This window comes from Jutongia hominis (assembly GCF_014384965.1).
GTDB classification, from domain to species: Bacteria; Bacillota; Clostridia; order Lachnospirales; family Lachnospiraceae; genus Butyribacter; species Butyribacter hominis.
This window is the reverse complement of the sequence record NZ_JACRSW010000015.1, coordinates 1-26,139: the sequence shown is the minus strand read 5'-3', so window position 1 is coordinate 26,139 and position 26,139 is coordinate 1. Positions and strand designations below refer to the sequence as shown.

Genomic DNA, 26,139 nt, shown 5'->3' with positions numbered 1-26,139 from the left:
CAGTTTTCTATGTGCCACTACTGTACAAGCAGTTTCCTATCTTCTCTGACGGTATTTTTTACGGATATATTGTCCGGCTTTCGACAAGTCTTTCTTGGTCCATGCACCGGTCTTTTTGCAGCCCGGCCGAAGCAATGCGCTGGATTCATTTTTATTCGACAGACTCCAGCAAAAATAGCTGACATTTCTTTTATCCAGTCTTGTAAGCCAGCGGCTGGTGGAACTTGTACTGATTGCACCATTTCCACTTGCTGCTGTCATACCAAATTCCGTGACAATCACGGGAATCCCCTTTTTTCTCGCAAGATCTAACTTAGCAGGCAGATATTTATTATGACTCCATTCATTTGCATAAAAATGCAAAGAATACATCACATTTTTTACATTTTTGAGTGGACTGTCTGCGACCTCCACATGCGTGCCATCCGATCCTAACTGTGACCATGTAGGCGTTCCTACGATCACGATCGCTTTTGCATCCTTTTTCCGAATCACTTTAGTCACCGACTGCGCATAAGACCGGATCGTTTTCCAACTGCATTCGTTTGGTTCATTGCATATCTCATAAAGAACATTTTTCTGCTTTTTGTACTTGGCTGCCATTGTTGCAAAGAAACGCTTTGCTTCTTTGATATGCTGTTTCGGGTTGCCATCACTCAGGATATGCCAGTCAATGATCACATACATACCAAGCTTTGTCGCATATTGTACTCCCTCTTCCACTTTTGTCCGAAGGGCTTTTTTGTCTCCGCCGGAACAGTAGCCGTTGTATTCAGAGGTGTACATAGCAAGACGGATTGCATTAACTCCCCAGTCATCACGAAGTGTACGAAAAGCCGCTTCGTTCACATAAGGCGAGCCAACATCCCAGTTGATGCCATGCGTACTGACTCCACGCAGTTGAAATTTCTTTTGCGACTGATCGACTAGATCCACCCCTTTGACAGAAAGCCTGCCATGCCGGGCAAGAGGCGTCTTTGCATTCATCTGGCTGGCTGTTGCTGCCGTGCCGGACATGCCAAACATTCCGCTTCCAATACACATTGCAAAAATAAGACCGATTACAGCTATGATATGCTTATTTTTCCGTTTTTCCTTATACGTTCTTTTCATGTTGATCCCCCAATATACTTAATATACTCTCGGAATCTTCTGAACGAAAAGTTTCAAGATGGATTTTTGATATACTGCCGAAAAATTCATTTTGAGAAGATACCGTGGGTACATCTTATAAAAAATATAAGGTGTCAAAAACTTTTTCAAATATCCGATTTCGCTTCGGAAAAGGTTTTACAACAGAACAAAATCTTTTGCAAAACCTTTGTTTCCAAATGATACAGCTTATCTTCTAAAATTTCTGACACCTTATATTCTAATGTATTCTATGATTCAAGTGAATAATAAACAAGGCAACTCGCAGCAATTAACCAAAATAACCCTGTGACTGTTTGTCACTGTCTTTTGCCTGTCCGTATGTCTTATAATGTTCAATGACTTCTGCCATCTGCTCATCCGATAAAACATTCGGAGTACCGATCGCCATCGCACGCCATTCAACCTGTGCACACCATTCGCATGTCAGGGCAACTGCAAATGCTTTCTCTAAAGAATCACCATATGCTACCATACCATGATTTGCCATCAAAAGTGCCTTGCTGTCAGACTTGCGGAGACAATCACGAACTTTTTGTGCCAGTTCCGGTGTACCATATGTCTCATACGGAACGGTTGGAACCGTTGCAACACCTGCATCTGCGATCGCATAATGTGTTGCTTTCAGATCCACTCCTGCACAGGCAAGTGTTGTACAATACATAGAATGTGCATGAACAACTGCACGTGCATCCGGTTTCTCTAAATAAAATGCTGCATGAAGTCCGCTTTCGCTTGATGGCTTACATTTGCTGTCAACCACATTTCCCTGAAGATCCATCACAACAACATCCTCTGCTTTCGTCTGTGCATAAGGCACACCGGATGGACTGATCACCATATATCCGCTCTCCGGATCATACATACTGATATTACCTGCTGTACCAATCGTAAGTCCTGATGATATCAGCTTGTTTCCATACTCAACGACTTTTTGTCTTAATTCTTCTAATAACATAATAATCCTGTCCTTTTCTCCATATTTGTCAGTGCTTAACTGCTCTTTTCATTCTACCATGTTTGATTAGAATACACAATGATTTTCACTCTTCTACATATTCCCGGTACAGTTCACATACTCTGTCCTGCATTTTCTTTACAATATCTTCCGGTTCGATCAGCTTAATTCCTGCTCCCAATCCGATCAGCCAGCCAAAGAAATTATTGCTGACGGCAACATCTGCAGTTACTCTGAAATGGCTGTCATCTTCTTTTCGCATCTGCACATCTCTTCCAAAGCGATCTAATATCACTCCGGCAAATTGATTCTCACAGATCATCGTGACAGATTGCACTTCTCCATCAAACATGCTGAATCTTTTCTTGGTATAAGCTGTAATATCCATCTTTTGAAACTGCGCACGTCCTTTTCTTGGTTCTGTAAGCAGTCCGATCCTGATCATCTTGTCAACACGAAAATGTTTCAAAATACCGGCGACACTATCATAACCAACCATGTAATAATTTTCATGATCCCAGACAAGCCCCCACGGTGAAATCTGATAAAATGCCCCATCATGACGCAATTCCATTTCTTTATCCACATTCCATTGATAATATTGAAACTCTATCATCACATTTTTATCAATTGCACTATGTATAATGTCAACATTATAATAGATACTTTCATTCATCGTCTTGATCCTGCCATGCACATAGACCTGTCGGTTCAGTTTCTGTGCATCATATTTGCTGACAAATCGCTCTAATTTTTTGATTAATTGGCGGGATTTTTTCTCTGTAATGAACTTTGATGACTGTACTGCATCTACAAGCAGCTTAAGTTCTGCAAGTTCCAGCTCTCGTGCGCCAACATAGTAGTACACAGTACGGTCTCTTTGTTCCCGCTGAATGTCGATCCCATAAAACCGCAGTAATTCAAAATCCGAATAAATACTTTTTCGCTCCGCACTAATGTCATACGCTGCTAATTTGTCAATGATCTCTGCCATGCTCAAACCATGCTCATCATCGGTATTTTCCAGCATGATCTGCATTAAATATAGTAATTTTAATTTCTGATTCGTACTTTTTGCCATAATCTCCTCCATTTTTCATTTCTCTTATCCGACTTTATCTTCTACAAGTTCTTCACTTTTCAAAAGATGCATCTTTTTCTCTTCGTTTTGAGAAATGAAAACACCTCAACGATGATTACTTTGTCAGACTAATCATCCATTTCGTCTTCCCAGTCGTCATAGGCTTCATCATATCCATAATCATAAGCAGATTCACTTTTATCATTTCCAAATTCATCTTCAGCATAATCTTCAGCATAATCATCTGCATAATCGTCCGGATTATCATAATCATACATATCGGAATTAATGCTGTTTTTTCCTTTTCCGGAATATGACTTGCTATATGAACTGCCGTTATTTCTTGCACTTCCATAAGAAGGAGATTCTGTTGGCTGAGCAGATGGAGACGGACTGCTTTGGAAAGATGAATGATGATCAGAATACGTTTTACCTGACGATTTATGCCGATAGCAATAAATGCTATCTTCCGCACGTTCATTATCGCAACCTGTGTAAAGGCATTTTGAGTTTTCTCTATCTGCGTCTCCGATCGCACTGAACACAGCTATCATTACAATAATTCCTATCAATCCTAAAAATACCGGCATTCCTGAATTATTCTTCATGTTAACGACCCCCAATCCTCATATAAGCAATTTCTCTCTTGTTTTTTTATTTAATTGTATTATAAAAAATAAGGAGTCCAATAAAAACACCTCGCAAGTAAAACTTATGTTCTGAAATTTTCTATCTCCCAAACGCTCTCTAATCTTCCCGTTTCTTTCCCCAGAAAAACAACGCAACCGTTCCCGGGCCGGTATGACTTCCGATCGTTGTACCGATATAATTGATCTTTACCTTGCCATTAAGCTTTGGGAATCTTTCTTCGACTAATCTTGCAACTTCTTTGGCATCTTCAATGCAGGCAGATTGTGAAATATAACATTTTCCGGAATAATCCAGTCCATCCTGTGCATTTTCTTCCATCCTGTCAACGATCGCACGAATAACTTTTTTCTTGGTACGGATCTTAAATCTTGGGATCAATCTTCCCAAATAATCCATATTTAACAGCGGACAGATGTTTAGAAGCGATCCGATCGCACCTGCGGTCTTTGATATTCTGCCACCCTTGATATAAAATGAAAGATCTGTAGAAAAGAACCAATGATGCACATTGAGCTTATATTCTTCTGCCCAGTTATATAGTTCTTCTATCGTCTTACCATCCTTACGCATTGCAGCAAGTGTATCCATAAGCAGTCCATAACCGGAAGAAGCTCCGAGCGAGTCTACAATGAAGATCTTGCGGTCAGGATATTTCTCTGACAATTTTTCTTTTGCAATATTTGCAGAATTAACCGTACCGGAAATGCCGGAAGACAGGCACAAATGCAACACATCTTTTCCAGCTTTTAAGAAACCTTCAAAATATTCCTCATACTCTTCTGCGTTGACCTGTGATGTTTTTGTATCTGCCCCCTGTGCCATTTTCTGATAAAACAGGTCAAACGGCATCGTCTGACCGAGATCGTCTGCATATTGTTTTCCATCCATTTCATAATGAAAACAAATATATTTTACATCCATCTCTTCGAATTGTTCCTTTGTCAGATCTGCTGTAGAACAACAGCTTAAAATATAATCAGCCATAACATTCTTCCTTTCTGCTTACTCCATTTTTTTGCTATTCATACTCTGATATGCCTATTACAGGCTAACCTTCTTATCCTAATTAAACTATAGCATATTACGCGTCATAAATTCAATAAAAACACTATCCTCAAGAGATTACCTTGTGTCTTTTTTCTCGATATGATATAATTTATAAAAATTTTATTTATATAAGGAGGAGGCACTTAAATGCATATTTCAAATTTTCAAAACTATTCTGATATCAAAAGATCTAATATTTCTATATTGCTAGGCTATGGATTAATGAATGTTATTCTTGTCATATGTTATCTGCTAGAAGTTCTAAAAGGCAGCCGTACCATTTCCTATTATATTATTTTCTGTATTTTAGCGTTACTTCCTTTTCTTGTAACCGTTGTAGAATACAAACACAACCCGGAATCTGAAAAGATCAAGATCATGTTGCCAATCGGCTTTGGTATTTTTTATTGTTTTATCATTTTTACAACATTTTCACCGGTAGCATATGTCTATTCTCTGCTTATAGCAGCATTGTTAATCTGTTATGGCAGTCCCCGATTGAGTGCACTTTATATGTCAGCAACATTTCTTGCTAATATTGTTCAGATTGTATATGGCTTTTTCACCAATCATTACACATCTAATGATTTGCCGAATATTGAAATCCGAATTGCATCTTATCTTCTGTTTTCTCTTTATCTGATCGTGAGTGCAAACAATATCAATACCTCTAATGATAAAAAACTAAAAACCATGGAGCAGGATAAAGAGCAAATTTCAAATATGATGAATCAGCTCATGGCTGCATCAAAACAACTTGCAACAAGTATAGGGATTGTTTCCGAAAAGATGAATATACTGGAAGCATCTACCAATCATACAATGGCATCAATGCAGGAAGTTACGCAAGGAACAACAGACACTGCTGAATCGATCCAATTACAGCTGGAAAAAACAAATCAGATTCAGAATACAATAGAACAAGTCAAAAACAGATCTTCTGTTATGACAGAAGCGTTAGAGGATACGCGTGCTGAATTAAATTCTTCCCGTGAAAATATTGATACACTAATTGATCGCACAAAGATATCTAATGATGCAAATGAAAATGTTTCAAAAGAGCTTGAAGAACTTAACACATATACCGTTCAAATGCACTCTATCATTGAATTAATCGATAATATCACTACACAAACCAGCTTACTTGCATTAAATGCAAGTATTGAAGCAGCCAGAGCCGGAGAAGCAGGAAGGGGATTTTCCGTTGTTGCTTCCGAGATTTCAAATCTTGCTACTCAAACACAAGATGCAACAGTTGATATTACTACATTAATTGAAAATATTTCTAAAGAATTAGAAGAAGTGATTCGTGTTATTGCTCAAATGATTGAAAATGCAAAGGAGCAAAATAAAGCTGCAAGCAACACGGCAAAGAGCTTTTCAGCCATCGCAGATAAAACCACAATGGTGTATGAAGAAGCAGCACAAATGAAATCCATTGTTGCAGAACTTACTAACGCAAATAATATTATTGCTTCCGGTATAGAAACAATATCGGCAGCTACAGAAGAAGTTACTGCTCATTCAAACGAAACTTATGAAATCACCTCCGAAAACACAAAAACAACTGCCGAGATTGGTCGAATCATTGAAGAACTTGACCAGATGACAAAAGATCTGACAACACTAAATGTCTAATCTTTCATCGGTCACTTTTATGGCACTTCTGCCATTATGATATAAAATCCGTCTTTTAAAAAAGGTATCATGAATCGTTTTTACTGCCTCATGATACCTTTTCTTTTATTGCTAAAACATTATATCTTACGACCAATCACAACTCTACAGGGATGATTTACCCAAAATCGTATCTTCTTTCTTTTAACATCATTGTGTGATTTTAATATATTAACAGCAGATCCGTTTTTATTCATTTGATATACGTACATCTTACTTTTTTTATCTGTATGTGATCGCTGATAACCGAGTTCTATCGTAATTTTCCCTTTTTTGATACTACTTATTTTTTTCTTCTTTGCATCTATAATAGAAAACTCATACGCAAAACGTTTTCTGTTGGTTTTCTTTATCTTTGACAGAATTTTTTTAGAACCTATCTTTTTAAGGGTCAAGGACACCTCTTTTGCGGTCTGTTTCCTAATCGTTCTCAAAGCCTTTAAATCCAGTGTGAGTCGCATATTTCCATTGTCCCATTGTAGTTCCCGGATCTTTTTATCTGTCAAATAATGCAATGTTGCGCGATCTAATCTGCATCTCAGATTCTTTCTGTTTTGCATCTTAAATCTAACTTTTATAACAACCTTCCTTCTCTGCTTCGCAGTCTCCTTTTCTACTTTTTCAATCGCTCTCTTTACAAAGCTATAATTATTCTTTGCATATTTCTTTGCAAAAGAAGACTTTATTATAACAAGGATTTCTGCTTTCTTTTGTGACGTATTCTTATTTGCCAATATTGTTACACTCTGTCCATCCTTAGATTGCTCTGTGGCTTTTGTCGATACGGTCGGAACTGTCTCTCCCGGTGTAGCCGTTGGTGATACAGGCGGTGCTGTCTCTCCCGGTGTGACTGTTGGGGATGCAGGCGGTGCTGTCTCTCCCGGTGTGACTGTTGGGGATGCAGGCGGTGCTGTCTCTCCCGGTGTGACTGTTGGGGATGCAGGCGGTGCTGTCTCTCCCGGTGTAGCCGTTGGTGATACAGGCGGTGCTGTCTCTCCCGGTGTGACTGTTGGGGATGCAGGCGGTGCTGTCTCTCCCGATGTGACTGTTGGGGATGCAGGCGGTGCTGTCTCTCCCGGTGTGACTGTTGGGGATGCAGGCGGTGCTGTCTCTCCCGGTGTGACTGTTGGGGATGCAGGCGGTGCTGTCTCTCCCGGTGTAACCATTGGTGATGTAGTCGGTACTGTACTAGCACTTGGTGCAATTGTTGGGGACACAGTCGGATTCTCGCCTGGTGTTACCTGTGAATCTTTCTTTTTCTGATAATAATATGTAACATCGGTTTCTGCTTCTGTCACAGTAATCCGGTCCTGATTCACACTATTTCCCACATAAGTATAATCCGACAGATCCGGTTTTCTTAAAACATATGTTGTATTTGCAGGTACATATACCATAGCTGTTGCTGCATCCGGGATCACACTGCTTGTTCCATCTGCATTCTTCAACTGATAATGAATATTGACTGTATTCCAGGTCTGCCCGGCTGTTTTATCTGTGGCCAATACTTTTCCTGTATCAATATCAATCACTTTTCCCTCTAATATATCACCTTTGACCAAACCTGAGACATTGCTAAAAACAATGGAAAGAGACTCTCGCGCTGCATCCGGATCATACCAATTACTAAGTGCCGGTATTGTAAATTCTTTTTCTTCCTGATATTTGATCGTAATACCATTTGCATCTTTAATACTAAAGCTCATTTTCAGATGTTGTTCCTGATTGACCATATTTTGCACAACAGTACGAAATTCCAAATCTTTTTCATTTGCTTTTGTAATGTTTTTCTCACTAATCCTGTATTTTTCGCTATCACGATCCAGTGTACCGGTTCGACTATGCGGGGTTGAAATCTCCGGATCAGCTACATATAACTTCTGAGGACAACTGACATAATCCGTATTATTTAATTTTCTTGCCAGCTCCATTTTACATACTTCGCAAAAAGGCTGTCCTGCCCATCTCATCATACATTCACGACTTGGTGCAAACGCTGTCTCGGTTCCGGCCATTGTGATCCCGGTTCCCCGAAAGCCCAGCAATTTACTCCACTTAATACTATCTGCGTCAGAAGTGGCAGAAGTATTTGGCTTATTGGTATATCGCTCATACTCATCTCCCAGACCGCCAATACTGTGAGAAACCTCATGAGTCATAGCAGTACCACTGCTGTTATCTTCTGAATTCGTTGAAAATGAAAAAAGTGAATTGATCGATGCTCCAAAATCGCCATTTGTATTGGAAAGTATATGAATTGTTCCAACACTGGCTCCTGCGTCTAAATACTTTTTTTCCATTTCCTCCCTCAAATCTTTCGCTTTTTGATCACCACCATTGGAAAATCCAATCGCTTTTCCAAATAGCCGAAGGTGAAAATATGTATCTACACTCTTTCCGCCATATTCGCTTATCCCGGTTTCGTTTGAAACGGTCTGTATTGCATAAATATTGATACGATCAGAATATTCTTTATAAGGCGACCATGTCAGCATTCCCTGTGCCTTTTGAGTCGCATCTTTCACAAATTGGTCCTGCTGTTGTGCCGTATATCCGTCCCCCATGATCACAATGACAAAATTTTCCTTGTCATTTCCTGTCTTATGGATCACATGAACCGGAAATGTTGTTTTTGGTGATTCTGCATCTTCAACTGCTGTTGTCTGAGCAGTATGTGTCTTGCCTGTCATTTGGTTCGCACTTGTCTTGCCTGCTGCCATTGCCGTACCGGAAAATGGCATAGAAAAAAGCATCGTTATTCCAAGCATAATGGCTTCTAAGCGTTTTACATGTTTCTTCATTTTTCTACCCGGTATCTTATAACAGACTATTCCCCCATTTATCTAACAGTTTCTTATAAAGATACCTTTTCCTTCCATCATTTTTATCAGCCGGGATGAATTACCGGAGTGTAGGGGATATTTGTTTGATACTTTTATATCAGTTTTGAATAATATACTGTCAACTTTTCTTTGTCTCTTTTGCTATACACTATAAAACATAATAATCGTATTCATCTACCATACACTAAAATGTGTCAAATGTAACGCTTTATAATGCAAAAATCCCAAAAATTTAAGAAACCTGAATACTTCATGTTTTGTCTGTGAAATATTCAGGTTTCTTATAAATCGGGGAAGCTTGTTTTTCTGAACCGGTTACAAGAATCAGATTATAACTCTGTATACGAGATTTGATATTCAAATATTCTGATTCTTTTATCGGCATGTACTTTTGAAAGAAGTTCCTGTGTCGGATGATTCAAACAAATAATTCCATATACTTTCTTTCCTTTGAACTTTTCACTTTGTTCAAACCATGCAAGATACTGTGTAATCTGCTCATACACATCGTCATATCCACTATCCTTCTTTAATTCGACAACATATAAATTTCCATTTGCATCCTCGCATAATAAATCAAGTCTTCCTACAGGAATATTATATTGTCGTCCATATTCCCCTTTGCGTTTATAGACTTTAAGATGTTTCCCAAATACCTGCATCCCGCTTTCTATTCTAGCTGTCAGCTCTTCTTCTAACAGTTTTTCTTTTGAAAACTGCCGGTGTTTTGCTGTAGCTTCTAACTGTCTTTCATTTAAAGGCTGGGAATGTTTTATTTCACCTTCTAATGACCTTTCATTAGAAAAACGCTGATGTTTTACTTCATCCTCTAACTGCACTTCTTTCGAAGGCTGCCGGTGTTTTGCTGTCGCTTCTAATTGTCTTTCATTCAAAGGCTGGTGATGATTTGTTTTGCTCTCTAACTGTCTTTCATTCGGATGCTGTTGATGGTTTATTTCACCTTCTAATGGTGATCTTTCATTAGAAAAACGCTGGTATTTTGTTTTATCCTCTAGCTGCATTTCATTCGAAAGCTGCTGACAACGTTTTATTTCATCCTCTGATGAAGTTATTCCAAAAAGATCGGCAGTATCGGAATCAGATTCTATAATTGTATCGGACTTGACCGACAGATCTTTTTTATTTAGCCGGACATTGTGATCATCCAGTCTCTTTACTCTCTCCTGAATCGCTTTTGCAATCTTAAATTTTTTAGAATTTACGAATTTCTTTGCATCTGCATTTCTACCAAGTGCAATCAAAACACGCACATAATTATTCGCAGCATATGGCAGATCTTTATTCGCATACAGGCACTGTCCGAACAGCTCTTTCGCTTCTAAATACTTTTTCTGTTTATACAAAGAATATCCCAGATTATTCAAAGTAAATGGAATATCAGGAGCAAGCTGATAGCTCATCCGATAATATTTCTCTTCGTCTGCATAATTTTTAATCTTGCCATTCGACCAGGCTAGCATCCAGTAAATGTCTTCGTGAAAGAAATAATATTCCTGCTGCACTCTTTCAAAACAAGCAATTGCATTGTTCCACATTGCCATATTATAGTATGTATATCCAAGCAATTCATTTGGAGCACGATAGTTCGGAAACTTCCGCATAAATGCAAGCAATCCCTCTATTATCACATCATTGTCACGACTGCGGTAATACAAAGAAAGCGCCTTGCAAAACTCCGGTATTCCTTCTTCACATTGCATACTATTTACTTCATCCATGATAAAATTCCAGATTTCATCCGATGCATTTTGAAATGGAACCAAAAGATAATCAAGCACCTGATCTTCCTTTAAAATATCCTGCTTCCATTGCACATGACAAAGCTTATGAATATTGTCTTTGCACTTATTGTACTCTTTTTGCAAGTAAGACCAAAATGCCTCGAAAAAAAAGCTGTCGGTTGATACTGCATCCAGCTTTTTGATATTTTCATAAAACGATTTCGGCAAAGAGCCCTCTTCCATTTCCAAAGATATCTGCTCATACTGCGTAAAGCCATCTGTCAGCACAAATGCCACTTGATAGCAAAATTTTTGTCTTAGCTGCGCGATCGCAGGATGTGATCCCATGGAATCCAGCTTTGCGGAAATAGCGTCAAAGGACATGGTGTCAGGGAATTCTTGGGAGTAGAGGGCTTCGATGAAAGGGGTGGGGAGGGGTTGGTTTGAAGGGGTGGAGTTTGTCATGGGAATGCCTTTCTACTTTGTACTATCTTCTTTACCAACGTAATATCTGCCGGTAGCCAATCAACGGTAGTAAGTTCTTCCTTTACAAGCCATTTAGCATCCTCATGCTCTTTTAGCTCTACATGCTCTGATTTCAATTCACACCAATAACAATTCATTGATAAATGAAAATTTGGATAATCATATTCTACCACATCAATCAGATCTCCAACCAGAATATCTGCATCCAATTCTTCTTTGATTTCTCTGATCAATGCTTCTTGTGGTGTCTCACCTTCCTCTATCTTTCCACCCGGAAATTCCCAGCCGCCTGCAAATTCTCCATATCCTCTCTGGGTTACAAATATTTCTTTTTTATCATTCTTTTGTCTTTGGATCACTGCAGCAACTACCTTTATTGTTTTCATTTCGTATACTCCTTGTAGTGTATTCTCAATTCATTTCTTTTATCTTATAATAATGCTCTATTATCTGATGCATTTATATATGGGAAACGAAAATATTTCGGTCTTAACGAATAGCCAAAATCGCTTCCTTGCTACCCGCCTTTTGTCCTCTGTATGATTCTATTCGATATTACTTTGCATATAACATAGTAAATCATCCCTTACCGGATGATGCATCTTGGCAACCACCTTACTGATTGGTTTTAATTTTCCTTTGTTATCTTCCTTACGAGCTTCTTTTACATCTATAATATCAAATGTTCCCATATAATAAAAGTTTGATTCTGCATCACTTTTCTTTACAAATAAATGTTTTCTTGGTGCTGTTATGACATCTTTCATATAAGTACTTTCCATACCCATTCCGATTTTGGAATCCCATTTAAAAATCATATTATCTTCAAATACGTCCGCATAATCCGGTTTACCGTCTACATAATTGCGTTCATCTTCTGCCTTCTCTTTATGATATGTAACAAAGATAAAAACGTCTTCTTGAATACGCTTCATTCCAAACATAACGGATGACAAATCTTTTCCACAATTCATCAACAAACTTACATCTCTTCTCGAATATTTTTCATACAATACAAATGGTGAAACAACTTCATTTGTATTCATAAATTTATCATGATAACGTGCCAACCCTACTTTGATAATATCTTCCACCTGACTTCTAAATTCAACATTTCTAAGTAGTTCCCCATACTTAGACACTCTGGTAATCCGGCTTGTTTGATCACACGATATCATATCTATAGTTTCATATTTTTGATACTCCTTCTCATTACTTACAAACTTTCCCTGTAATACTCCTAGTGCACAATTAACCTGATCCTCCATAATATTTTTACGATACTTTTCCTGATATATTTTTTGAAAAGTTTCTATAGAAATTGCATTTTGATGTAATAACAGTTGAAGGATTTCGAGTTCTTCAGGACGCACTCCGCTTAATATTGTTTTCGATAAATATTCAAGGATCAACTTCTCTTGTTCTGTCAATGTGCAACAATAATTCGCTTTCTCCATACTTTCTAAAAATCCATAATATGTTTTATATTCCCTGATAATAACCAATGGATCTACCTCATTGTTACTATAAAAATCATATAGACGTGGAGTTCTCCCAAGTCTGTTTTTAAGCGAAATATAACTTTCACGAATAATTGACTTTATCCCTCTAATGCGATCAATCGAATGAAATATTTTATTCTTTGCTACTTCATCAAAATGAATTGTCGAAGCCCCTGGAATGGTTCTATTTCCACTGATCACATATTTACGAATCGTATCGGCATTATAAGAACGATCTCCTGACAATGCTACCGGAATCATAAAATTATTATTATAATTACCAATAAAATCAAGGATTACAACATATTCTTTGCCATTTGCTTTACGTAATCCTCTTCCTAACTGTTGAATAAAAACAATAGGCGATTGTGTTGGTCGCAACATAATAACCTGATTTACTTCAACAATATCTACACCCTCGTTTAATATATCAACAGAGAAAATATAATCTAACGGTTTTGTTTTATCCGTCTGTTCACCTTCCTCCATTGCTAATCGCTCAAATGCATTTTGTCTTACTTCTTCTGAATCCTCACCACTAAGTGCTACTGTGCGATAACCCAGATCATTAAATTTCTTCGATAATTCTTTGCATTCCTGTTTACGACTGCAAAAAATCAATCCTTTTACGCGATCGCCACTATATCCGTAATACTCTGACTGCTCAATAATGTGTTTCACACGCTCATCACATATAAGTTTATTAAACTCTTCTTCCAAAATATTCTTTGCTTTCGTATCCTGCACAACCGATAAATCTGTAATTCCAAAATAATGAAACGGACATAACAGATCCTCTTCCATCGCCTGTTGCAGACGAATTTCATAAGCAATCTGGTGATGAAATATTTCATATATATTATCGTTTGCATCATTGTCCGTTCGCTTATCCGGTGTTGCCGTCATACCTAAAAACAAACGTGGTCTAAAATATTGCATTACTTTTTGATAGGTATTGGCAGAACTGTGATGAGCTTCTGCTCGTGTCAAGTAAGAAACAAAAAAAAATTAATTTTTTTTATCAATGGGGAACCTTTAGCAAGATTCCCCATGTTACTTCTTTATAATTTTGTTTTCTCGCTATTACTACTGATTATACCATCATCCAGCCTGAAAGTCATCAAAGTTCCATCTGATTTCAATATGCTCATTATCATACACCAACACATAATCAATGAGATATCTGATTACTTCTTCATCAAACTCATCCAACTTACTAAGCTTTGTTAGCTGTTCCTGCTTTGCATCAAGAAAGAGATCCTTTTGCATATCAAGTGTTTCCTGCTTCTCTGTAATCAGACTTTCTATCTCTGCGATTTTCTGCTTAACTTCTGCAGTCTTTTTTGCCATCTGATCACGAGTGATATTTGTTTTTGTATAATCATCGTATATCTCAAACTTTAGCTTTGCATAGTGTGCCTTTGACTTTTTAAGTGATTCGATTTCCCTTTCAAGATTATCTGGACAATTACCGCCATCAGTTTTCAACTCAAATTCCTGCAACTGAGCCAATGCCATATTTCTAGCAATGTCTAGAAGTGTCGCCTCAAGTTCTTCACCTCTAATACGTGACACATGACCGTTGTGGCATCTGTATGAGGATTTATTTCCGTATTTATAAAGTCCCTTACCACATATTCCACAGCGAATATACGATTTACGCCACTTTCCATTTGGTTTTCTCTTCGTCACTTCTCGTCTTGCTATCATCTTGTGAGCAAGCTTGAAGTCTTCCACAGAAACTAATGGTTCATGACAGTTTTCAACAATTATCCAGTCCTCTTTATCTCTCTGCACAACCTGATGACCGGTATCAATATTATCAGCCGTCTTGTTATTGATTACAGAACCAATATAGACTTCATTATATAAAATCTCCATTACTGTACTGGCACTCCACATGTGCTCACCAATATCCCTTTCATAACATCTCTTAACTCCAATCTTTTGGTAATACTCAAATATGCTATCATATCCATTATTATTCAGATAATTTGCAATCTCGGTGTATTTCATGCCTTTAATAGCCAGTTCAAATATCAGCTGGACAACAGGTGCTGTTACTGGGTCAGGCACTAACATATGCTTATCATCTTCACTTTTCTGGTATCCAAAAGGAGCAAATGCAGCAATGTACTTTCCCTGCTTAGCCAACACTGCCTTAGCGGCTCTTACCTTTTTTGATGCATCCTTACAATACAATGCATTCACAAGATTTTTCAGTGCAACACTCATACCTCCGGTTGAACCAAAGCTGTTAGCAGAATCGTAATTATCATTCACGCTGATATATCTTACCTGAAGAACCGGAAATATACATTCCATATAGTTACCAACTTCAAGATAATCTCGTCCGAGTCTGCTGTAGTCCTTCGTCACAATAACCTGAATCTTACCAGCCTTTACCAGATCCATCATTTTTACAAAATTAGGTCTGCTAAAGTCTGCTCCGGAATATCCATCATCTGAAAATTCCATTATGTTGCAGTCCTTTAGTTCAGGCAGTTTCTGGATATGATCAAGCATTAACTTTCGCTGATGGGAAATACTGTTACTTTCCTCATGAGCAGCCAAGTTGTCATCTTCATCTGATAATCTCATATAGAGAGCTATCGTCTTATCCATTGCTGCTCACCTCTCTTTCTTCTGCCACTTTAAGCAACTCCTTTAGGAAATCATCATACAAGAGCTTAACTTCTATATTGCCATCATAAAAAACAATTTCCGATACAAAAGCATCCACAAGCTCCTTTGTAAGTTTTCTTTTAGCCATATATTTATTGACAGTTTCTTCCCATCCTTCATCAATATGAAATTCTTTTTCATACAGACTTCTTCGATGAAGCAATTCAGTAATCTGCGCTTCAATCTCATTTACTCTGCTTTCATATTCTCTCTGATACTGGCACAGTTCTTCCGCAGTGATTAACTGTTCCCTATAATCTTCATACAAACCACTTTTGTTAGCGGTAATTCTTCTTACATCATTTTGAAGTTTTGCTATCTGCTTGGTATAAATATCATATTGAAGAACATTCTCTTTTCTGCTGTTCATCTTCTGAACAAACTTTGTTTTCTCAACACACAAACTCATATGCTGACGGATAACAGAAAAAACACTATCCATAACCTCAGAATAATCATAAGAGTACTTATTTTCACATAGCCTAGCTAATTTTCTACGGTTCTTACACTTATAATAGAACTTTTCTGAATAAGTGTGATGCCTGCCAATCAATACACTGCCTCCACAACAGGCGCATTTTGTTTTATATACCAGAATATTATCCGGCTTATTTGGAACATCAGCTTTAGGTTTTGATGCTTCTAAATGCTTCTTTTTGATATGCTCCATTCTCTCCCTTGTTTTGTAGAAAGTGTCCTTATCAATTATTGGTTCATGAACATTTTCTATTCGCTGCCATGTTGATGCATCTGTTTTAACATTCTTTCTCCCGGTATCAAGAGCCTTCCTTTGCTTTCCATGAACAATATTTCCAATGTAATATTCCCCTTGGAGTATCTCTTTTACATGCGAATAGTGCCATTCTCTTGCTTTTTCAGCAAGTTCAATCTTTCCTGACTTATAGAATCTGTATTTCGGAGGTGAAAGAATTCCTTCGTATTGCAAAGTCTTTGCAATACCAGCATATCCCTTCCCATCCAAAAACATATTAAAAATTCTAACTACATTGTCAGATACCTCTTCATCAATCAAAAGCTTTCTTGAACCATCTGTAGCCCTGTAATATCCATATGGTGGCGTTCCCTCGCTGAAGCCGCCCTGTGCCCAAATACTATGCTTTCCGGTCTCTACTTTCTTTGAAAGGTCTTTGGAATAATATTCGTTCACAATATTCTTAAACGGTACGGATAAATCAGTTCCCGGTCTTGCAGTATCAAAATCATCTGTGATAGCAATATATCTCACATCAAGAAAAGGAAATACCCTCTCAATGTAGTTGCCTGCTTCCACATAATTTCTGCCAAGTCTGCTAAGATCACGAGTAATAACAGTATTGATTTTGCCTGCCCGGATATCATGAATCATACGGTCAAATTCCGGTCTTTCAAAAGTTGTTCCTGTAACAGATATATCAGCATACACACAAACTTCTACCATATCATCCTGCCCATTAATAAACTCTCTGATATATGCAATCTGTGTATCTACAGTATCTCTTTCCTTATTCGCCTCTGATTCGAATGAAAGTCTCGCATAGATTCCAACCTGATATGGTTTTGCCTCCTTATCCAGGCTTAAAACTGCTTTTGTTGTCAGATTGTCAGTTGGCTCTGCAACTGCAATCGGCGTATTTTTTCTACTCTTTCTTGCCATACTACACAGCCTCCTTTAATCTGATATTCAGTTTTCCCGTACTGTCCACTTCAACAAAATGTCCCTGACTTTCTATTACATCAAGACATTCCTTGTAGCAGTCATCAAAGTCAAACACTACTTCAATGTGATTCTTATCAAATACCTTTATTTCACGGATAAGAGATACAACCACTTCCCTCGTGAGTTTCTCAATGTTTTTATGTTCCGTAAAATAATCAAGCCATACAAAGCCTTTGCTCTTACGATTCAACACATCATCCATTTCCAATTCAATCTGATGAATAGCAATCTCAGCATTCTTTTTTCTCTGCTCATATGCTGCATGAAGTTCCTTGTAATCTTCCTTTGAAATAATACCATCCTTCATATCCTCATAAAGCATTCCTCTGAGATCTGCACATCTGTCTACTTCTGCCTGTTTCTTTTCACGCCTTTCCTCAAGCTTTTTCATATCAAGCTGCTGAAACGGCACGTTGCCGATAAAAGAAAGAATTCTTTTAAGGTCAATCATGTTATCAATGTGTGTCTGTAAAAGCTCTAGCACCACTTCTTCCAACTTATCCGTGGAAATTCTGTGGGAACTGCACTGCTTTGAATCCTTATGGGTTGCACACAGATAATAGGCATAAGTTTTACCACCCACTTTTGAAGTTTTTCTTACCATGGGAATCCCACAGCCGCCACAGGTAACTACCCCTGACAGCGGATAAACTTCCTCTCTGTCCGGTGATGTTCTTGTATCCATTGCAAGCAATCTCTGTACTACTTCAAAATCCCTGTCCGTGATAACCGGCTCATGGTTCTTTTCAATCCTTATCCATTCGCATTTTTCTTTGATTATGGTCTTTTTGACCTTGTGATTCGGTGTTGTCTGTTTTCCCTGTACGAGATTACCTATATAAACCTCATTTGTAAGGATTCTCCTTACCATGACTGAAGTCCACTCCGACTTTTCTTTTGTCTTAAAGCATGTCTGATAATTGCTTCCTGTGCTTGCTTTATACTCAGCCGGTGGAAGTATTCCTGATGAATTAAGTTCACATGCAATTGCATCCTGACTTTTTCCATGCAACTTCATTCTGAAAATATCTTTCACAACATTTGCTGCATATACATCAATTTCCAGTTTGTGCTTATCTTTATCATTCTTTTTGTATCCATATGGCACAAATGCCGTGATTACATCTCCCTGCTTTCTCTTAATTTCAAGATGTGAACGTATCTTAATTGAAATATCACGACAGTAAGCATCATTAATAAGATTTTTGAATGGAATAATAATCTCATCTGACTGCGACTTTGCCTCTCCGGAATCAATACCATCATTGATTGCAATAAATCTTACTCCCATAGCAGGGAATAATCGCTCAATATACATACCTGAATCTATATATTCTCTTCCGAATCTGCTCAGATCCTTAGTGACAACGCAATCAATTTTGCCTTTCTTAATATCTTCAAGCATCATCTGGAATGCCGGTCGCTCAAAATTAGAGCCGCTGAAACCATCATCAACATACTCCTGCACAACCTCAATATCATTTTTGTTTTCGAGAAAATCTCTAATCAGTGATTTCTGATTTGCGATACTGTTACTCTCAGTTTTTTCATGTGAAGCAACAGCGCCATCTTCCTTCGATAAACGAACATAGATGGCTGCATGATAGATCTTTTTGATCTGACTTATCTGACTCATATGCACATCCTCCTATTGTTGTTTAAGTTAGAAGATAACTTTTCAATAAGGTGATATGCACTAATTTAGAATTTTTATACCAAAAACATCATAGCACATATCACTTTGAAATTCCACCACAAATTTTCAGACATTCAAAAGCAGATTTTCAAATGCCTGTTCCATCGACAGTCCATTATTCGCAAAGCTTACCTTAATCATCATACTTCCACGACGCAGCATATATGGATTTCCCACCTGTTTTAAGAACTGTGCCTGCCTCTTACTCTGTGGCTGATTTTTATCTATTTTAATTTTTCTAATATCAGTCAGATCTTCTATTTTTACATTGTTAAAATCCACATCTAATAGTGCTCTGTATTCTTCTGCTGTCATAAAATCTATCCCCCCTTTCAGTAAAAATGCCACCCATAAAATACAGGTGGCTATGTAACCCGGAGCAAATGCCCCGGTAATATTTAATTGTACTTTTCATATGCCCCAATCTGGATTTTTACACATTCTGTAATCTTATCAAGTAGTTCTGTATCTGAAATTGAAGCAACTACCCTCTCAATCTGGACATTTACATCAATGGATACAATCTGCTCACATAATGCCATACTGTCAAATACCTCAAAATCTGTGTCAGTAACCTTTACCTTTGCAGCCGGTATTGGACAGTGGGTTGGCAGATATTTCTTTTTCCATGTTTTTGTGGACATGGCTACTGCTGTGACAACCGGTGAATACTGATTTGCTTTGTTATTTGAGATAATAATATAAGGTCTTGTATACTTCTGAATGCTCCCTTTACTTACTGACTCCAGATTTGCAATAACAATGTCGCCCCTGTTCAGTTTCATCTATGTCATTCCTCCTGTTCCCTGATATATTCTTCTGCCTCATCCTCTGTCGGACAGGCAACAATCCGTTTCCCATATTCATCAATCACTACTGTTTCGCCCGGAAATATAATCAGTTTTAATTTTCTATTTTCTTCTGTCATATCATTCATAAGAAATGAGAGCAGGTTCATAGCCCCTGCTCTCTGCATTAATACTGATTCCATGTTCCGCTGCAAGTGTCATTACAGCTTTAATCTCATTAAGTTCCATTGAAATGTCTACCACATCTCTTACCAGCACACAGATAATGACATCTCTTTCAATATAATATCTTAATCGTTCAACCGCTTTTTTATCTGTATTAAAAATTGTCTCAACAACTTTCATGCCGGACTTTTTTGCATATGCCTCGATACGGTCAGCTGTATCATTTGCATTATTCCTTACAAATATCAGACATTGCTTTTTTTCTCTGGAATCCTGCATATTGCCTCCTATCTGCCGTCCCTGATGTTATGATAGAACTTTGATACCGTATCAAGCACCAGCCCTCTTATATCACTTTCCTGAACAGGCTCTTTGTACATCATCTCATAACACTCTTCAAGTTCTCCATTAATATCCTCCACATAGATATCATATTCGCTGAGTTTTCCAAGTGTATCAATAACGGTCTCATCTGTTGCACCAATCATATCCTTTGAAAGTGTTATGATTGTATTAACATCTTCCTCCATATTTAAACCGATAAAGGCATATTTCATCGGAAATGAAACTCCTTCTGTAGAAGCAGGCTCTGAAAGCATAGCTACAATTTCATAGCCATTATCCTTACAATACTTTTCAAGCAGCTCCGGCACAAAATGATCTGTAGCCTCTAATCCTGTTTTTGCACAATATATAATTGCTCTTTCCATCTTAAAATCTCCTTATAAATAATATTGATTTGATACTGTGCGCACTTTATCTCCTCACATAAGCTGACTTATCTGTACTCTCCACACCATCACACCTAAACATTTCTTTTCTGTCGGTGACCATAAATCAGTTTGTGTGGGAAGATAAAATACTATCTTCCCGGTTTCTTAACCATCCCCGTATCGGGTAACATATCCTTTGCCAGCCACAATCACTTCGTAGTTTCCTGCCCATCTGGACTTACGAAAGTAGCCACTCTCTGAAAATGCGTTTTGCTGAAATTCAGGTGCACTTATTATCTCATTACCTCCGGCTGCTAACCCGGTAGGCACAACCCTCTGCTCTTATCCTTAAAGGCTCCTGCTGTTACGTTTCTCATAATCGGCTACAGCTCTGAGGATAGTCATCGCACGAAATGGGATTCTGCCACCCTGTCATAGACAAGGCGATATAAGCTCGTGGGATATGCGTGTCCTATTCTGTTTTCAATATTCAACGGTTCTTTTCTCAGAACCTGAACAAAGTATAACTGACACCACGCATCTTCTACAGTAACCGACACTCTTTTGAACTAAGAGTAACACTCCCACCTGTTCCAAATCCTTATAAAAAAAGCCGGACTGCATTATCAAAAATGCAATCCGACTTTTTTATTCTGTCAGAAGCTTCATATTGTCAACGGCATTTAATACCATATTCCGGATAAACTGTACTTCCTTCTCCTTCAGACCAACCAGCAGATCATCGACTTCTGCCTTTCTTTCACACCCACACACAAGATAATCCAACGTTATATGAAACAATTCAGCAATACTAATCAGCGTATCTATTTTTGCTCCATTTACACCAGCTTCAATTTTCCGCAGAGCATCCACTGACAATCCAATCTGCTCGGCAAGCTGCTGTCTTGTCATTCTTCTTGCCGCACGCAACTCTTTTATTCTTTCTCCACTATTAACAATATCGTAGTACACCTTCCACTCTTTTCCGGCACCTTATATATTTGCTTAAGCTGTATTCATTGTACCGTAAGTGAATCTTTTGTAAGAGTGACTAAACCAGCTATTTCAGGTGGAATATTGTACACCTTAATACCAAGAATATAAATATTTGCGGATTAAAAAAGAGATATTTCCAAACTCTCATTACATTTTGGAAATATCTCTTTACTTAATATCCTCATCCGGCACAAACTCCATGATGTCCTCTATCTTACAATCAAGTATGGAACATAATCTGTTTAGGATTACCGTTTTTACGACCATATTCTTTCGCAATCGCTGTAACTGTGCTTTATCTATTCCATAATCTTTAATTAGTGCATACTGGCTAACATTTTTCTTCTTGAGTGTAATCCATAACCTGTCATATACTATCATTACAAAGACCTCCTCCTTGTATTCTACGCAAGAGTGTCCTATAATGATATGGTGCGTGTATGCACCATACTGTATGTATATGATAGAATAGAAAATAGCCATAATCTGCATAGAAAACAGCTCTCAAGGTTATTATGTAATATAGAACGGATTATCTGTTTTACTTTTATGGTATTCAACCGGGACAATTCAATCACCTGACAATTTGCCCGCAGATACCCTTTTCAGAAAGGATTCACAACAACACTATGAATGATAAAAACACATACTCTGTTGATAAATATTTGAAAATCATTGCCGAAAAAGAAGGAATCACAAAAGAAGAAGTCCAACAGGAAATTGGGCGGGCAGTTTCTATTGCTTTAAAAAGCCCTGATCCACAAATGCAACGCTTCTGGACAGACTTTCCATGTGAAAATGAAACTCCCACCATTGAAGAAATCATATACCATCTCGCTGAAAAATTTGCAAAAGAGTCATAGACAAAGGACAGGATAACTACCCGTCTATTCACTCAGATAATCTTCCTGTCCTCTTAATATTTGTTCAATCATATGTAATGCAAATTCTATTTCTCTTTCGTCACACCGATTCATCATAAATGCAAAACGCTCAATGTGTTTTTCTGGGTGCTGCTGGCTCATCAGAACCGTAGGCGATGACTCCAATGCATGAACAATATTCAAATATGTATCAAGACTCATTGCCCTTCTGCCATTTTCAACACTTTTGATAGTATCCAATGATACATCCGCCCGTTCTGCAAGCTCTGCCTGCGTAATTCCAAGCCTTCTGCGTTCTTTTCTGATATTCTCTGCAATAATTTCGTATATGTGCTCTCTTTTCCCCATAGCCCCATCATCCTTTCTGACTTATCGCATTATATCAGAAACTATTATGGGTTTTGGTAAACTGTAATCCTTTGACATTTTCGTGTAATATTTTGCATATTCTGTCAAAATCCCTTTAATTTTATGCTATCAGGATGTTTATTATTTATCGCCAACGGAATACCTTTTTGCCAACAGTCCATTTCATACCCTTGCTGTTTTAATTTTTCCAAACACTCTCCCTTAACAATAATATATTCTGGTTTCGCTCTTCCAAAAAATCCTTGATCATACCTGTCAAAATCTTCCGGAACATACTTCATCTCATATTTATCCTCACCCTTAGGCGATAATACCATATGCCCAATACTTTCTTGACAATTCCTTATTAACGATATTGGATAAGAAATTAGGATTCTGTGCTTGAAATGCTTTCAAACTTTCAATAAAAGCAGACTTACTTTCTGTTTTCAAATCCGAAAAAGTTGAATCTACTTTTTGATTTTTTACATTTTTTTCAATATACTCATCCGATTTAGCTTCATATTTCTCTACCATATGCGGATTTTTCGTTACAGCATTAGAATACCAATTTGTCAAGTATTTTAAAGTGTTAAGCTGTCTATCAGAATTACTACTTTCTCTACTGATCCTTTGATATTCATCATATGCACCTGAATCCATTGACCTCATCATATCAAGACCATCTGTAGTGTAAACAAGATTACTACCATGTCCTAAATAATTTCCTTTTTTTACCCCGTAATCCATATTTCCATCTGCATTCATCCTTCCGGCACTTGCCAGCTTTGCTATAGATTCCATTGCATCCAAAAAGGAACTTTTTTTATCTTCTGATATAAAATTATTTGCAGCATATTCCGCTTTTTTCATTCCTAATGATATATTAGCCTGACGCTCCTCCTCACTCATAGAGCTGCCATTTCCAATAAGAAAATTTTCGCGGATAATATCATATACAAATCCCTGTTCCTCTTTGCTACAATTTTCAAGAGAAGACGATATCGTCTTGTCAACATCATACATTCCTGAATATGCTGGTAAATCATCTGCACTTTTATCCACTTGAACAATATCCTGCTCAAATTCGTTTTTCTCTTTTAGCTGTATTGCTCTTTTACCTTTTGCACTTATTTCCAGAATAACCGCATCATCTTTTTCCTTGGAAATATCAATTTTCTCTTTTCCATTCCAGTGATTATTACCATACGGAGTGATCACGCTGTCCTGATAATGTTGGGTAGCTATCTTCATTTTAACCCTCCTGTATTTTGCATAATAGGTTGACACACCAAATCGTGTGACAACCTATTTTTATATTTTCTTAGTTACAATTTACACATTAAAACGGATGATACATAGTATATGCCAAATGGAAAATAGTCTCTGAAGCACTTATGCTACTATCATCACTTGGCGATACAGAAACTCCACATATATCAAAATAATGAGTGGATGTTGAACCATAATACGAATATACACCAATTCCAGGTGGTAAAGAAATATCAATTTCAAATTTACCACTTGAATCTGTAGTGCCTGTACCTCGCCTTATTGCATTCGCAGAGGTATTATTAGCCTCCCATGCCGGACTATAATATAATCCGTTAATCTGCTCTCCCCCAACTGCATACGTTACACCCGTCGAACTGTCTGTTGCTGTCAGCACTCCATAAACAGTTAATGTTCCAGATCCCTGCGTTCTGAAATGTGCTCCATATCCAGGATAATTAACAACCTTATTTAACCCTTCTGAACCTTTAAGATCAGTTATAACAATACCTGTAGCCTTCAAAATAGGAGTAATAGACAATTTATAATTCTGAATGTCCAAATCATCAAAATTCTCCATAGTTTTTGCATTGGAAACTCTAATATAATATTTTCCTGACGAAACAGAAATAGTGTTTCCGCTGCCTACTCGTTTCATTTGATACCCTTCTGATGCAACATTCTGATATACTTCTACAGAACAGGTATTTGTTGAAGCTGTAGTAGCAGAAATTTTTAATTTGTCATAAATTCTACTGCTTGGCACTGTAATTACATACCAATCATTATCAATCGGAGAACTTAAATTTCTTGATTCAATATAAGCCCCTCCTGCTCCATATGTAAATGCTAATGCCTGTCTTACAGACTCGTCAATCTCATAAGAATCACACGCTGTACTTACTGAATAATCCAATGTGAATGATTCACTTACACTTCCGCCCTCAGATGCTAATACATACAAATAATATGTTGCTGTATCACCTGATGTTATATAGCCTAACGCTTCCGGCAATGTACCTGCGGTGCCATTAATATAAGTATAATAATCTGAGCCCGTTAAAATATTGCCTTCTGCATCCAATAAATACAAATCGTAATCCAAATCTGCATTAGCAGGCGTTGTTAACTGTGCTTGCAAATATACCCCTGCTGGCAAATTAATATTATAAAGTTTTGCATCGCCCTTTGCTGTCAAATAGTCACTAACCGTACCGACTACAACCGCAGTATCAGCTTGTGTAGCCAAAATATCCTCTGCAATACTTTCATCTACTGTAATACTTTCTGACGATTTCGATAAGTCATTATTTTCGGTTGTTTCCAATTCTGAAATTTCTACAGGTTCCTGTTGCTGGATATCCACCGATTCATTTCCAACATTAGTATCTTCTGCTGCGACTAAAGAATCCTCTGTGATTTCTGCTGCTTTAACATCCATTCCATTAGCCAATGAAAATGTCATTGTTAATGCCAATGCTGTCGCAACCACTGTTGTTATAAATTTATTTTTCATATCAATTCCCGCCTTTCTAAGCTTATTTTGTACAACAATTTGAACATTATTTTCAATAACCTTTTATTTTTTTTTAATGTTCGGACGTTTCGGCTGATGCCATATTCCTAAACACGCAGGTGGAAATCCATCTATCCCATATACAGCTTCTTTTCTCATGACACGTTCTACAACCTTCAACACTTTCTTATTAACCTGC

The 26,139-nt window shown here is 37.6% G+C and carries 26 protein-coding genes; 2 read left to right on the top strand and 24 right to left on the bottom strand.

What is annotated here, in order from left to right:
- Window positions 1-36: 36 nt before the first annotated feature.
- The 5 genes from H8700_RS04555 to H8700_RS04535 all read right to left on the bottom strand — a co-directional run bounded on the left by H8700_RS04555 (window position 37) and on the right by H8700_RS04535 (window position 4,826).
- Complete coding sequence (locus tag H8700_RS04555; RefSeq protein WP_249303808.1) at window positions 37-1,113, bottom strand: glycoside hydrolase family 5 protein; 1,077 nt, start codon at window positions 1,111-1,113, stop codon at window positions 37-39.
- 310 nt (window positions 1,114-1,423) lie between these two features.
- Entirely contained in the window at window positions 1,424-2,110 is a 687-nt protein-coding gene (locus H8700_RS04550) for a class II aldolase/adducin family protein (protein ID WP_022141064.1), read from the bottom strand.
- An 85-nt stretch (window positions 2,111-2,195) separates the two neighbouring features.
- Window positions 2,196-3,191 carry a helix-turn-helix transcriptional regulator gene (locus H8700_RS04545; RefSeq protein WP_249303806.1) on the bottom strand — a complete coding sequence of 332 codons (996 nt, stop codon included), beginning with the start codon at window positions 3,189-3,191 and terminating at the stop codon, window positions 2,196-2,198.
- Between the two features lie 128 nt (window positions 3,192-3,319).
- Complete coding sequence (locus H8700_RS04540; protein WP_249303795.1) at window positions 3,320-3,799, bottom strand: hypothetical protein; 480 nt, start codon at window positions 3,797-3,799, stop codon at window positions 3,320-3,322.
- Window positions 3,800-3,938: 139 nt separating this feature from the next.
- On the bottom strand, window positions 3,939-4,826 hold the full coding sequence (locus H8700_RS04535; RefSeq protein ID WP_249303788.1) for a DegV family protein: 888 nt from the start codon (window positions 4,824-4,826) through the stop codon (window positions 3,939-3,941).
- 210 nt (window positions 4,827-5,036) lie between these two features.
- On the opposite strand from H8700_RS04535, the gene H8700_RS04530 reads away from it, so the two are divergent.
- Window positions 5,037-6,527, top strand: a complete 1,491-nt coding sequence (locus H8700_RS04530) for a methyl-accepting chemotaxis protein (protein WP_249303783.1) — start codon at window positions 5,037-5,039, stop codon at window positions 6,525-6,527.
- Window positions 6,528-6,646: 119 nt separating this feature from the next.
- Here H8700_RS04530 and H8700_RS04525 read toward each other — a convergent pair whose 3' ends face one another.
- From H8700_RS04525 to H8700_RS04460, 14 genes are all read right to left on the bottom strand, one after another.
- Window positions 6,647-9,367: a M64 family metallopeptidase gene (locus H8700_RS04525; protein WP_249303776.1), complete on the bottom strand. Its 2,721-nt coding sequence runs from the start codon at window positions 9,365-9,367 to the stop codon at window positions 6,647-6,649.
- A 371-nt stretch (window positions 9,368-9,738) separates the two neighbouring features.
- Window positions 9,739-11,499 carry an endonuclease NucS domain-containing protein gene (locus H8700_RS04520; protein ID WP_249303765.1) on the bottom strand — a complete coding sequence of 587 codons (1,761 nt, stop codon included), beginning with the start codon at window positions 11,497-11,499 and terminating at the stop codon, window positions 9,739-9,741.
- Window positions 11,500-11,612: 113 nt separating this feature from the next.
- The gene (locus tag H8700_RS04515; RefSeq protein ID WP_249303742.1) at window positions 11,613-12,023 is read right to left on the bottom strand and encodes a (deoxy)nucleoside triphosphate pyrophosphohydrolase; all 411 of its coding nucleotides are present in this window, start codon (window positions 12,021-12,023) and stop codon (window positions 11,613-11,615) included.
- A 159-nt stretch (window positions 12,024-12,182) separates the two neighbouring features.
- Window positions 12,183-14,129 carry a DUF3427 domain-containing protein gene (locus H8700_RS04510; protein ID WP_330606292.1) on the bottom strand — a complete coding sequence of 649 codons (1,947 nt, stop codon included), beginning with the start codon at window positions 14,127-14,129 and terminating at the stop codon, window positions 12,183-12,185.
- A gap of 111 nt (window positions 14,130-14,240) precedes the next feature.
- The gene (locus H8700_RS04505; RefSeq protein WP_007889590.1) at window positions 14,241-15,764 is read right to left on the bottom strand and encodes a recombinase family protein; all 1,524 of its coding nucleotides are present in this window, start codon (window positions 15,762-15,764) and stop codon (window positions 14,241-14,243) included.
- Window positions 15,757-17,478: a recombinase family protein gene (locus tag H8700_RS04500; RefSeq protein ID WP_055195973.1), complete on the bottom strand. Its 1,722-nt coding sequence runs from the start codon at window positions 17,476-17,478 to the stop codon at window positions 15,757-15,759. Before H8700_RS04500 ends, H8700_RS04505 begins: the two co-directional genes overlap by 8 nt.
- A gap of 1 nt (window position 17,479) precedes the next feature.
- Window positions 17,480-19,177: a recombinase family protein gene (locus tag H8700_RS04495; protein WP_055195972.1), complete on the bottom strand. Its 1,698-nt coding sequence runs from the start codon at window positions 19,175-19,177 to the stop codon at window positions 17,480-17,482.
- Window positions 19,178-19,303: 126 nt separating this feature from the next.
- Window positions 19,304-19,552: a DUF6870 family protein gene (locus H8700_RS04490; RefSeq protein ID WP_021923722.1), complete on the bottom strand. Its 249-nt coding sequence runs from the start codon at window positions 19,550-19,552 to the stop codon at window positions 19,304-19,306.
- Between the two features lie 83 nt (window positions 19,553-19,635).
- Entirely contained in the window at window positions 19,636-20,022 is a 387-nt protein-coding gene (locus H8700_RS04485; RefSeq protein ID WP_006859319.1) for a type II toxin-antitoxin system PemK/MazF family toxin, read from the bottom strand.
- Between the two features lie 5 nt (window positions 20,023-20,027).
- Window positions 20,028-20,195 (bottom strand): hypothetical protein, encoded by a 168-nt coding sequence (locus H8700_RS04480; RefSeq protein WP_156337705.1) that lies wholly within the window; start codon window positions 20,193-20,195, stop codon window positions 20,028-20,030.
- Window positions 20,167-20,490 carry a hypothetical protein gene (locus H8700_RS04475; protein ID WP_055225167.1) on the bottom strand — a complete coding sequence of 108 codons (324 nt, stop codon included), beginning with the start codon at window positions 20,488-20,490 and terminating at the stop codon, window positions 20,167-20,169. Before H8700_RS04475 ends, H8700_RS04480 begins: the two co-directional genes overlap by 29 nt.
- Before the next feature lie 8 nt (window positions 20,491-20,498).
- A complete protein-coding gene (locus H8700_RS04470; RefSeq protein WP_021923717.1) occupies window positions 20,499-20,921 on the bottom strand; it encodes a hypothetical protein in 423 nt (140 codons plus the stop codon).
- A gap of 651 nt (window positions 20,922-21,572) precedes the next feature.
- On the bottom strand, window positions 21,573-21,896 hold the full coding sequence (locus H8700_RS04465) for a helix-turn-helix domain-containing protein (RefSeq protein WP_005602820.1): 324 nt from the start codon (window positions 21,894-21,896) through the stop codon (window positions 21,573-21,575).
- Window positions 21,897-22,088: 192 nt separating this feature from the next.
- Window positions 22,089-22,301 carry a helix-turn-helix domain-containing protein gene (locus tag H8700_RS04460; RefSeq protein ID WP_118507328.1) on the bottom strand — a complete coding sequence of 71 codons (213 nt, stop codon included), beginning with the start codon at window positions 22,299-22,301 and terminating at the stop codon, window positions 22,089-22,091.
- Window positions 22,302-22,549: 248 nt separating this feature from the next.
- Between H8700_RS04460 and H8700_RS04455 the strand changes: the two genes are divergently transcribed.
- A complete protein-coding gene (locus H8700_RS04455) occupies window positions 22,550-22,783 on the top strand; it encodes a hypothetical protein (RefSeq protein ID WP_055195970.1) in 234 nt (77 codons plus the stop codon).
- A 24-nt stretch (window positions 22,784-22,807) separates the two neighbouring features.
- Here H8700_RS04455 and H8700_RS04450 read toward each other — a convergent pair whose 3' ends face one another.
- From H8700_RS04450 to H8700_RS12410, 5 genes are all read right to left on the bottom strand, one after another.
- On the bottom strand, window positions 22,808-23,152 hold the full coding sequence (locus tag H8700_RS04450; RefSeq protein WP_006859583.1) for a helix-turn-helix domain-containing protein: 345 nt from the start codon (window positions 23,150-23,152) through the stop codon (window positions 22,808-22,810).
- Between the two features lie 104 nt (window positions 23,153-23,256).
- Window positions 23,257-23,454, bottom strand: coding sequence for a hypothetical protein (locus tag H8700_RS04445; protein ID WP_226947687.1), 198 nt, complete (start codon window positions 23,452-23,454; stop codon window positions 23,257-23,259).
- Window positions 23,455-23,473: 19 nt separating this feature from the next.
- Window positions 23,474-24,406 (bottom strand): hypothetical protein, encoded by a 933-nt coding sequence (locus tag H8700_RS04440; protein ID WP_055195968.1) that lies wholly within the window; start codon window positions 24,404-24,406, stop codon window positions 23,474-23,476.
- Window positions 24,407-24,494: 88 nt separating this feature from the next.
- Window positions 24,495-25,940 carry a hypothetical protein gene (locus tag H8700_RS04435; protein WP_006859580.1) on the bottom strand — a complete coding sequence of 482 codons (1,446 nt, stop codon included), beginning with the start codon at window positions 25,938-25,940 and terminating at the stop codon, window positions 24,495-24,497.
- A 63-nt stretch (window positions 25,941-26,003) separates the two neighbouring features.
- The gene (locus H8700_RS12410; protein ID WP_408610847.1) at window positions 26,004-26,123 is read right to left on the bottom strand and encodes an AgrD family cyclic lactone autoinducer peptide; all 120 of its coding nucleotides are present in this window, start codon (window positions 26,121-26,123) and stop codon (window positions 26,004-26,006) included.
- Between the last annotated feature and the right edge of the window lie 16 nt (window positions 26,124-26,139).

Coding starts and splice junctions, on each gene's coding strand:
- H8700_RS04555 (WP_249303808.1), bottom strand. CDS start 1,113: ATGAAAAGAACGTATAAGGAAAAACGGAAAAATAAGCATATCATAGCT.
- H8700_RS04550 (WP_022141064.1), bottom strand. CDS start 2,110: ATGTTATTAGAAGAATTAAGACAAAAAGTCGTTGAGTATGGAAACAAG.
- H8700_RS04545 (WP_249303806.1), bottom strand. CDS start 3,191: ATGGCAAAAAGTACGAATCAGAAATTAAAATTACTATATTTAATGCAG.
- H8700_RS04540 (WP_249303795.1), bottom strand. CDS start 3,799: ATGAAGAATAATTCAGGAATGCCGGTATTTTTAGGATTGATAGGAATT.
- H8700_RS04535 (WP_249303788.1), bottom strand. CDS start 4,826: ATGGCTGATTATATTTTAAGCTGTTGTTCTACAGCAGATCTGACAAAG.
- H8700_RS04530 (WP_249303783.1), top strand. CDS start 5,037: ATGCATATTTCAAATTTTCAAAACTATTCTGATATCAAAAGATCTAAT.
- H8700_RS04525 (WP_249303776.1), bottom strand. CDS start 9,367: ATGAAGAAACATGTAAAACGCTTAGAAGCCATTATGCTTGGAATAACG.
- H8700_RS04520 (WP_249303765.1), bottom strand. CDS start 11,499: ATGGGATCACATCCTGCGATCGCGCAGCTAAGACAAAAATTTTGCTAT.
- H8700_RS04515 (WP_249303742.1), bottom strand. CDS start 12,023: ATGAAAACAATAAAGGTAGTTGCTGCAGTGATCCAAAGACAAAAGAAT.
- H8700_RS04505 (WP_007889590.1), bottom strand. CDS start 15,764: ATGGATAAGACGATAGCTCTCTATATGAGATTATCAGATGAAGATGAC.
- H8700_RS04500 (WP_055195973.1), bottom strand. CDS start 17,478: ATGGCAAGAAAGAGTAGAAAAAATACGCCGATTGCAGTTGCAGAGCCA.
- H8700_RS04495 (WP_055195972.1), bottom strand. CDS start 19,177: ATGAGTCAGATAAGTCAGATCAAAAAGATCTATCATGCAGCCATCTAT.
- H8700_RS04490 (WP_021923722.1), bottom strand. CDS start 19,552: ATGACAGCAGAAGAATACAGAGCACTATTAGATGTGGATTTTAACAAT.
- H8700_RS04485 (WP_006859319.1), bottom strand. CDS start 20,022: ATGAAACTGAACAGGGGCGACATTGTTATTGCAAATCTGGAGTCAGTA.
- H8700_RS04480 (WP_156337705.1), bottom strand. CDS start 20,195: ATGAACCTGCTCTCATTTCTTATGAATGATATGACAGAAGAAAATAGA.
- H8700_RS04475 (WP_055225167.1), bottom strand. CDS start 20,490: ATGCAGGATTCCAGAGAAAAAAAGCAATGTCTGATATTTGTAAGGAAT.
- H8700_RS04470 (WP_021923717.1), bottom strand. CDS start 20,921: ATGGAAAGAGCAATTATATATTGTGCAAAAACAGGATTAGAGGCTACA.
- H8700_RS04460 (WP_118507328.1), bottom strand. CDS start 22,301: ATGATAGTATATGACAGGTTATGGATTACACTCAAGAAGAAAAATGTT.
- H8700_RS04455 (WP_055195970.1), top strand. CDS start 22,550: ATGAATGATAAAAACACATACTCTGTTGATAAATATTTGAAAATCATT.
- H8700_RS04450 (WP_006859583.1), bottom strand. CDS start 23,152: ATGGGGAAAAGAGAGCACATATACGAAATTATTGCAGAGAATATCAGA.
- H8700_RS04445 (WP_226947687.1), bottom strand. CDS start 23,454: ATGAAGTATGTTCCGGAAGATTTTGACAGGTATGATCAAGGATTTTTT.
- H8700_RS04440 (WP_055195968.1), bottom strand. CDS start 24,406: ATGAAGATAGCTACCCAACATTATCAGGACAGCGTGATCACTCCGTAT.
- H8700_RS04435 (WP_006859580.1), bottom strand. CDS start 25,940: ATGAAAAATAAATTTATAACAACAGTGGTTGCGACAGCATTGGCATTA.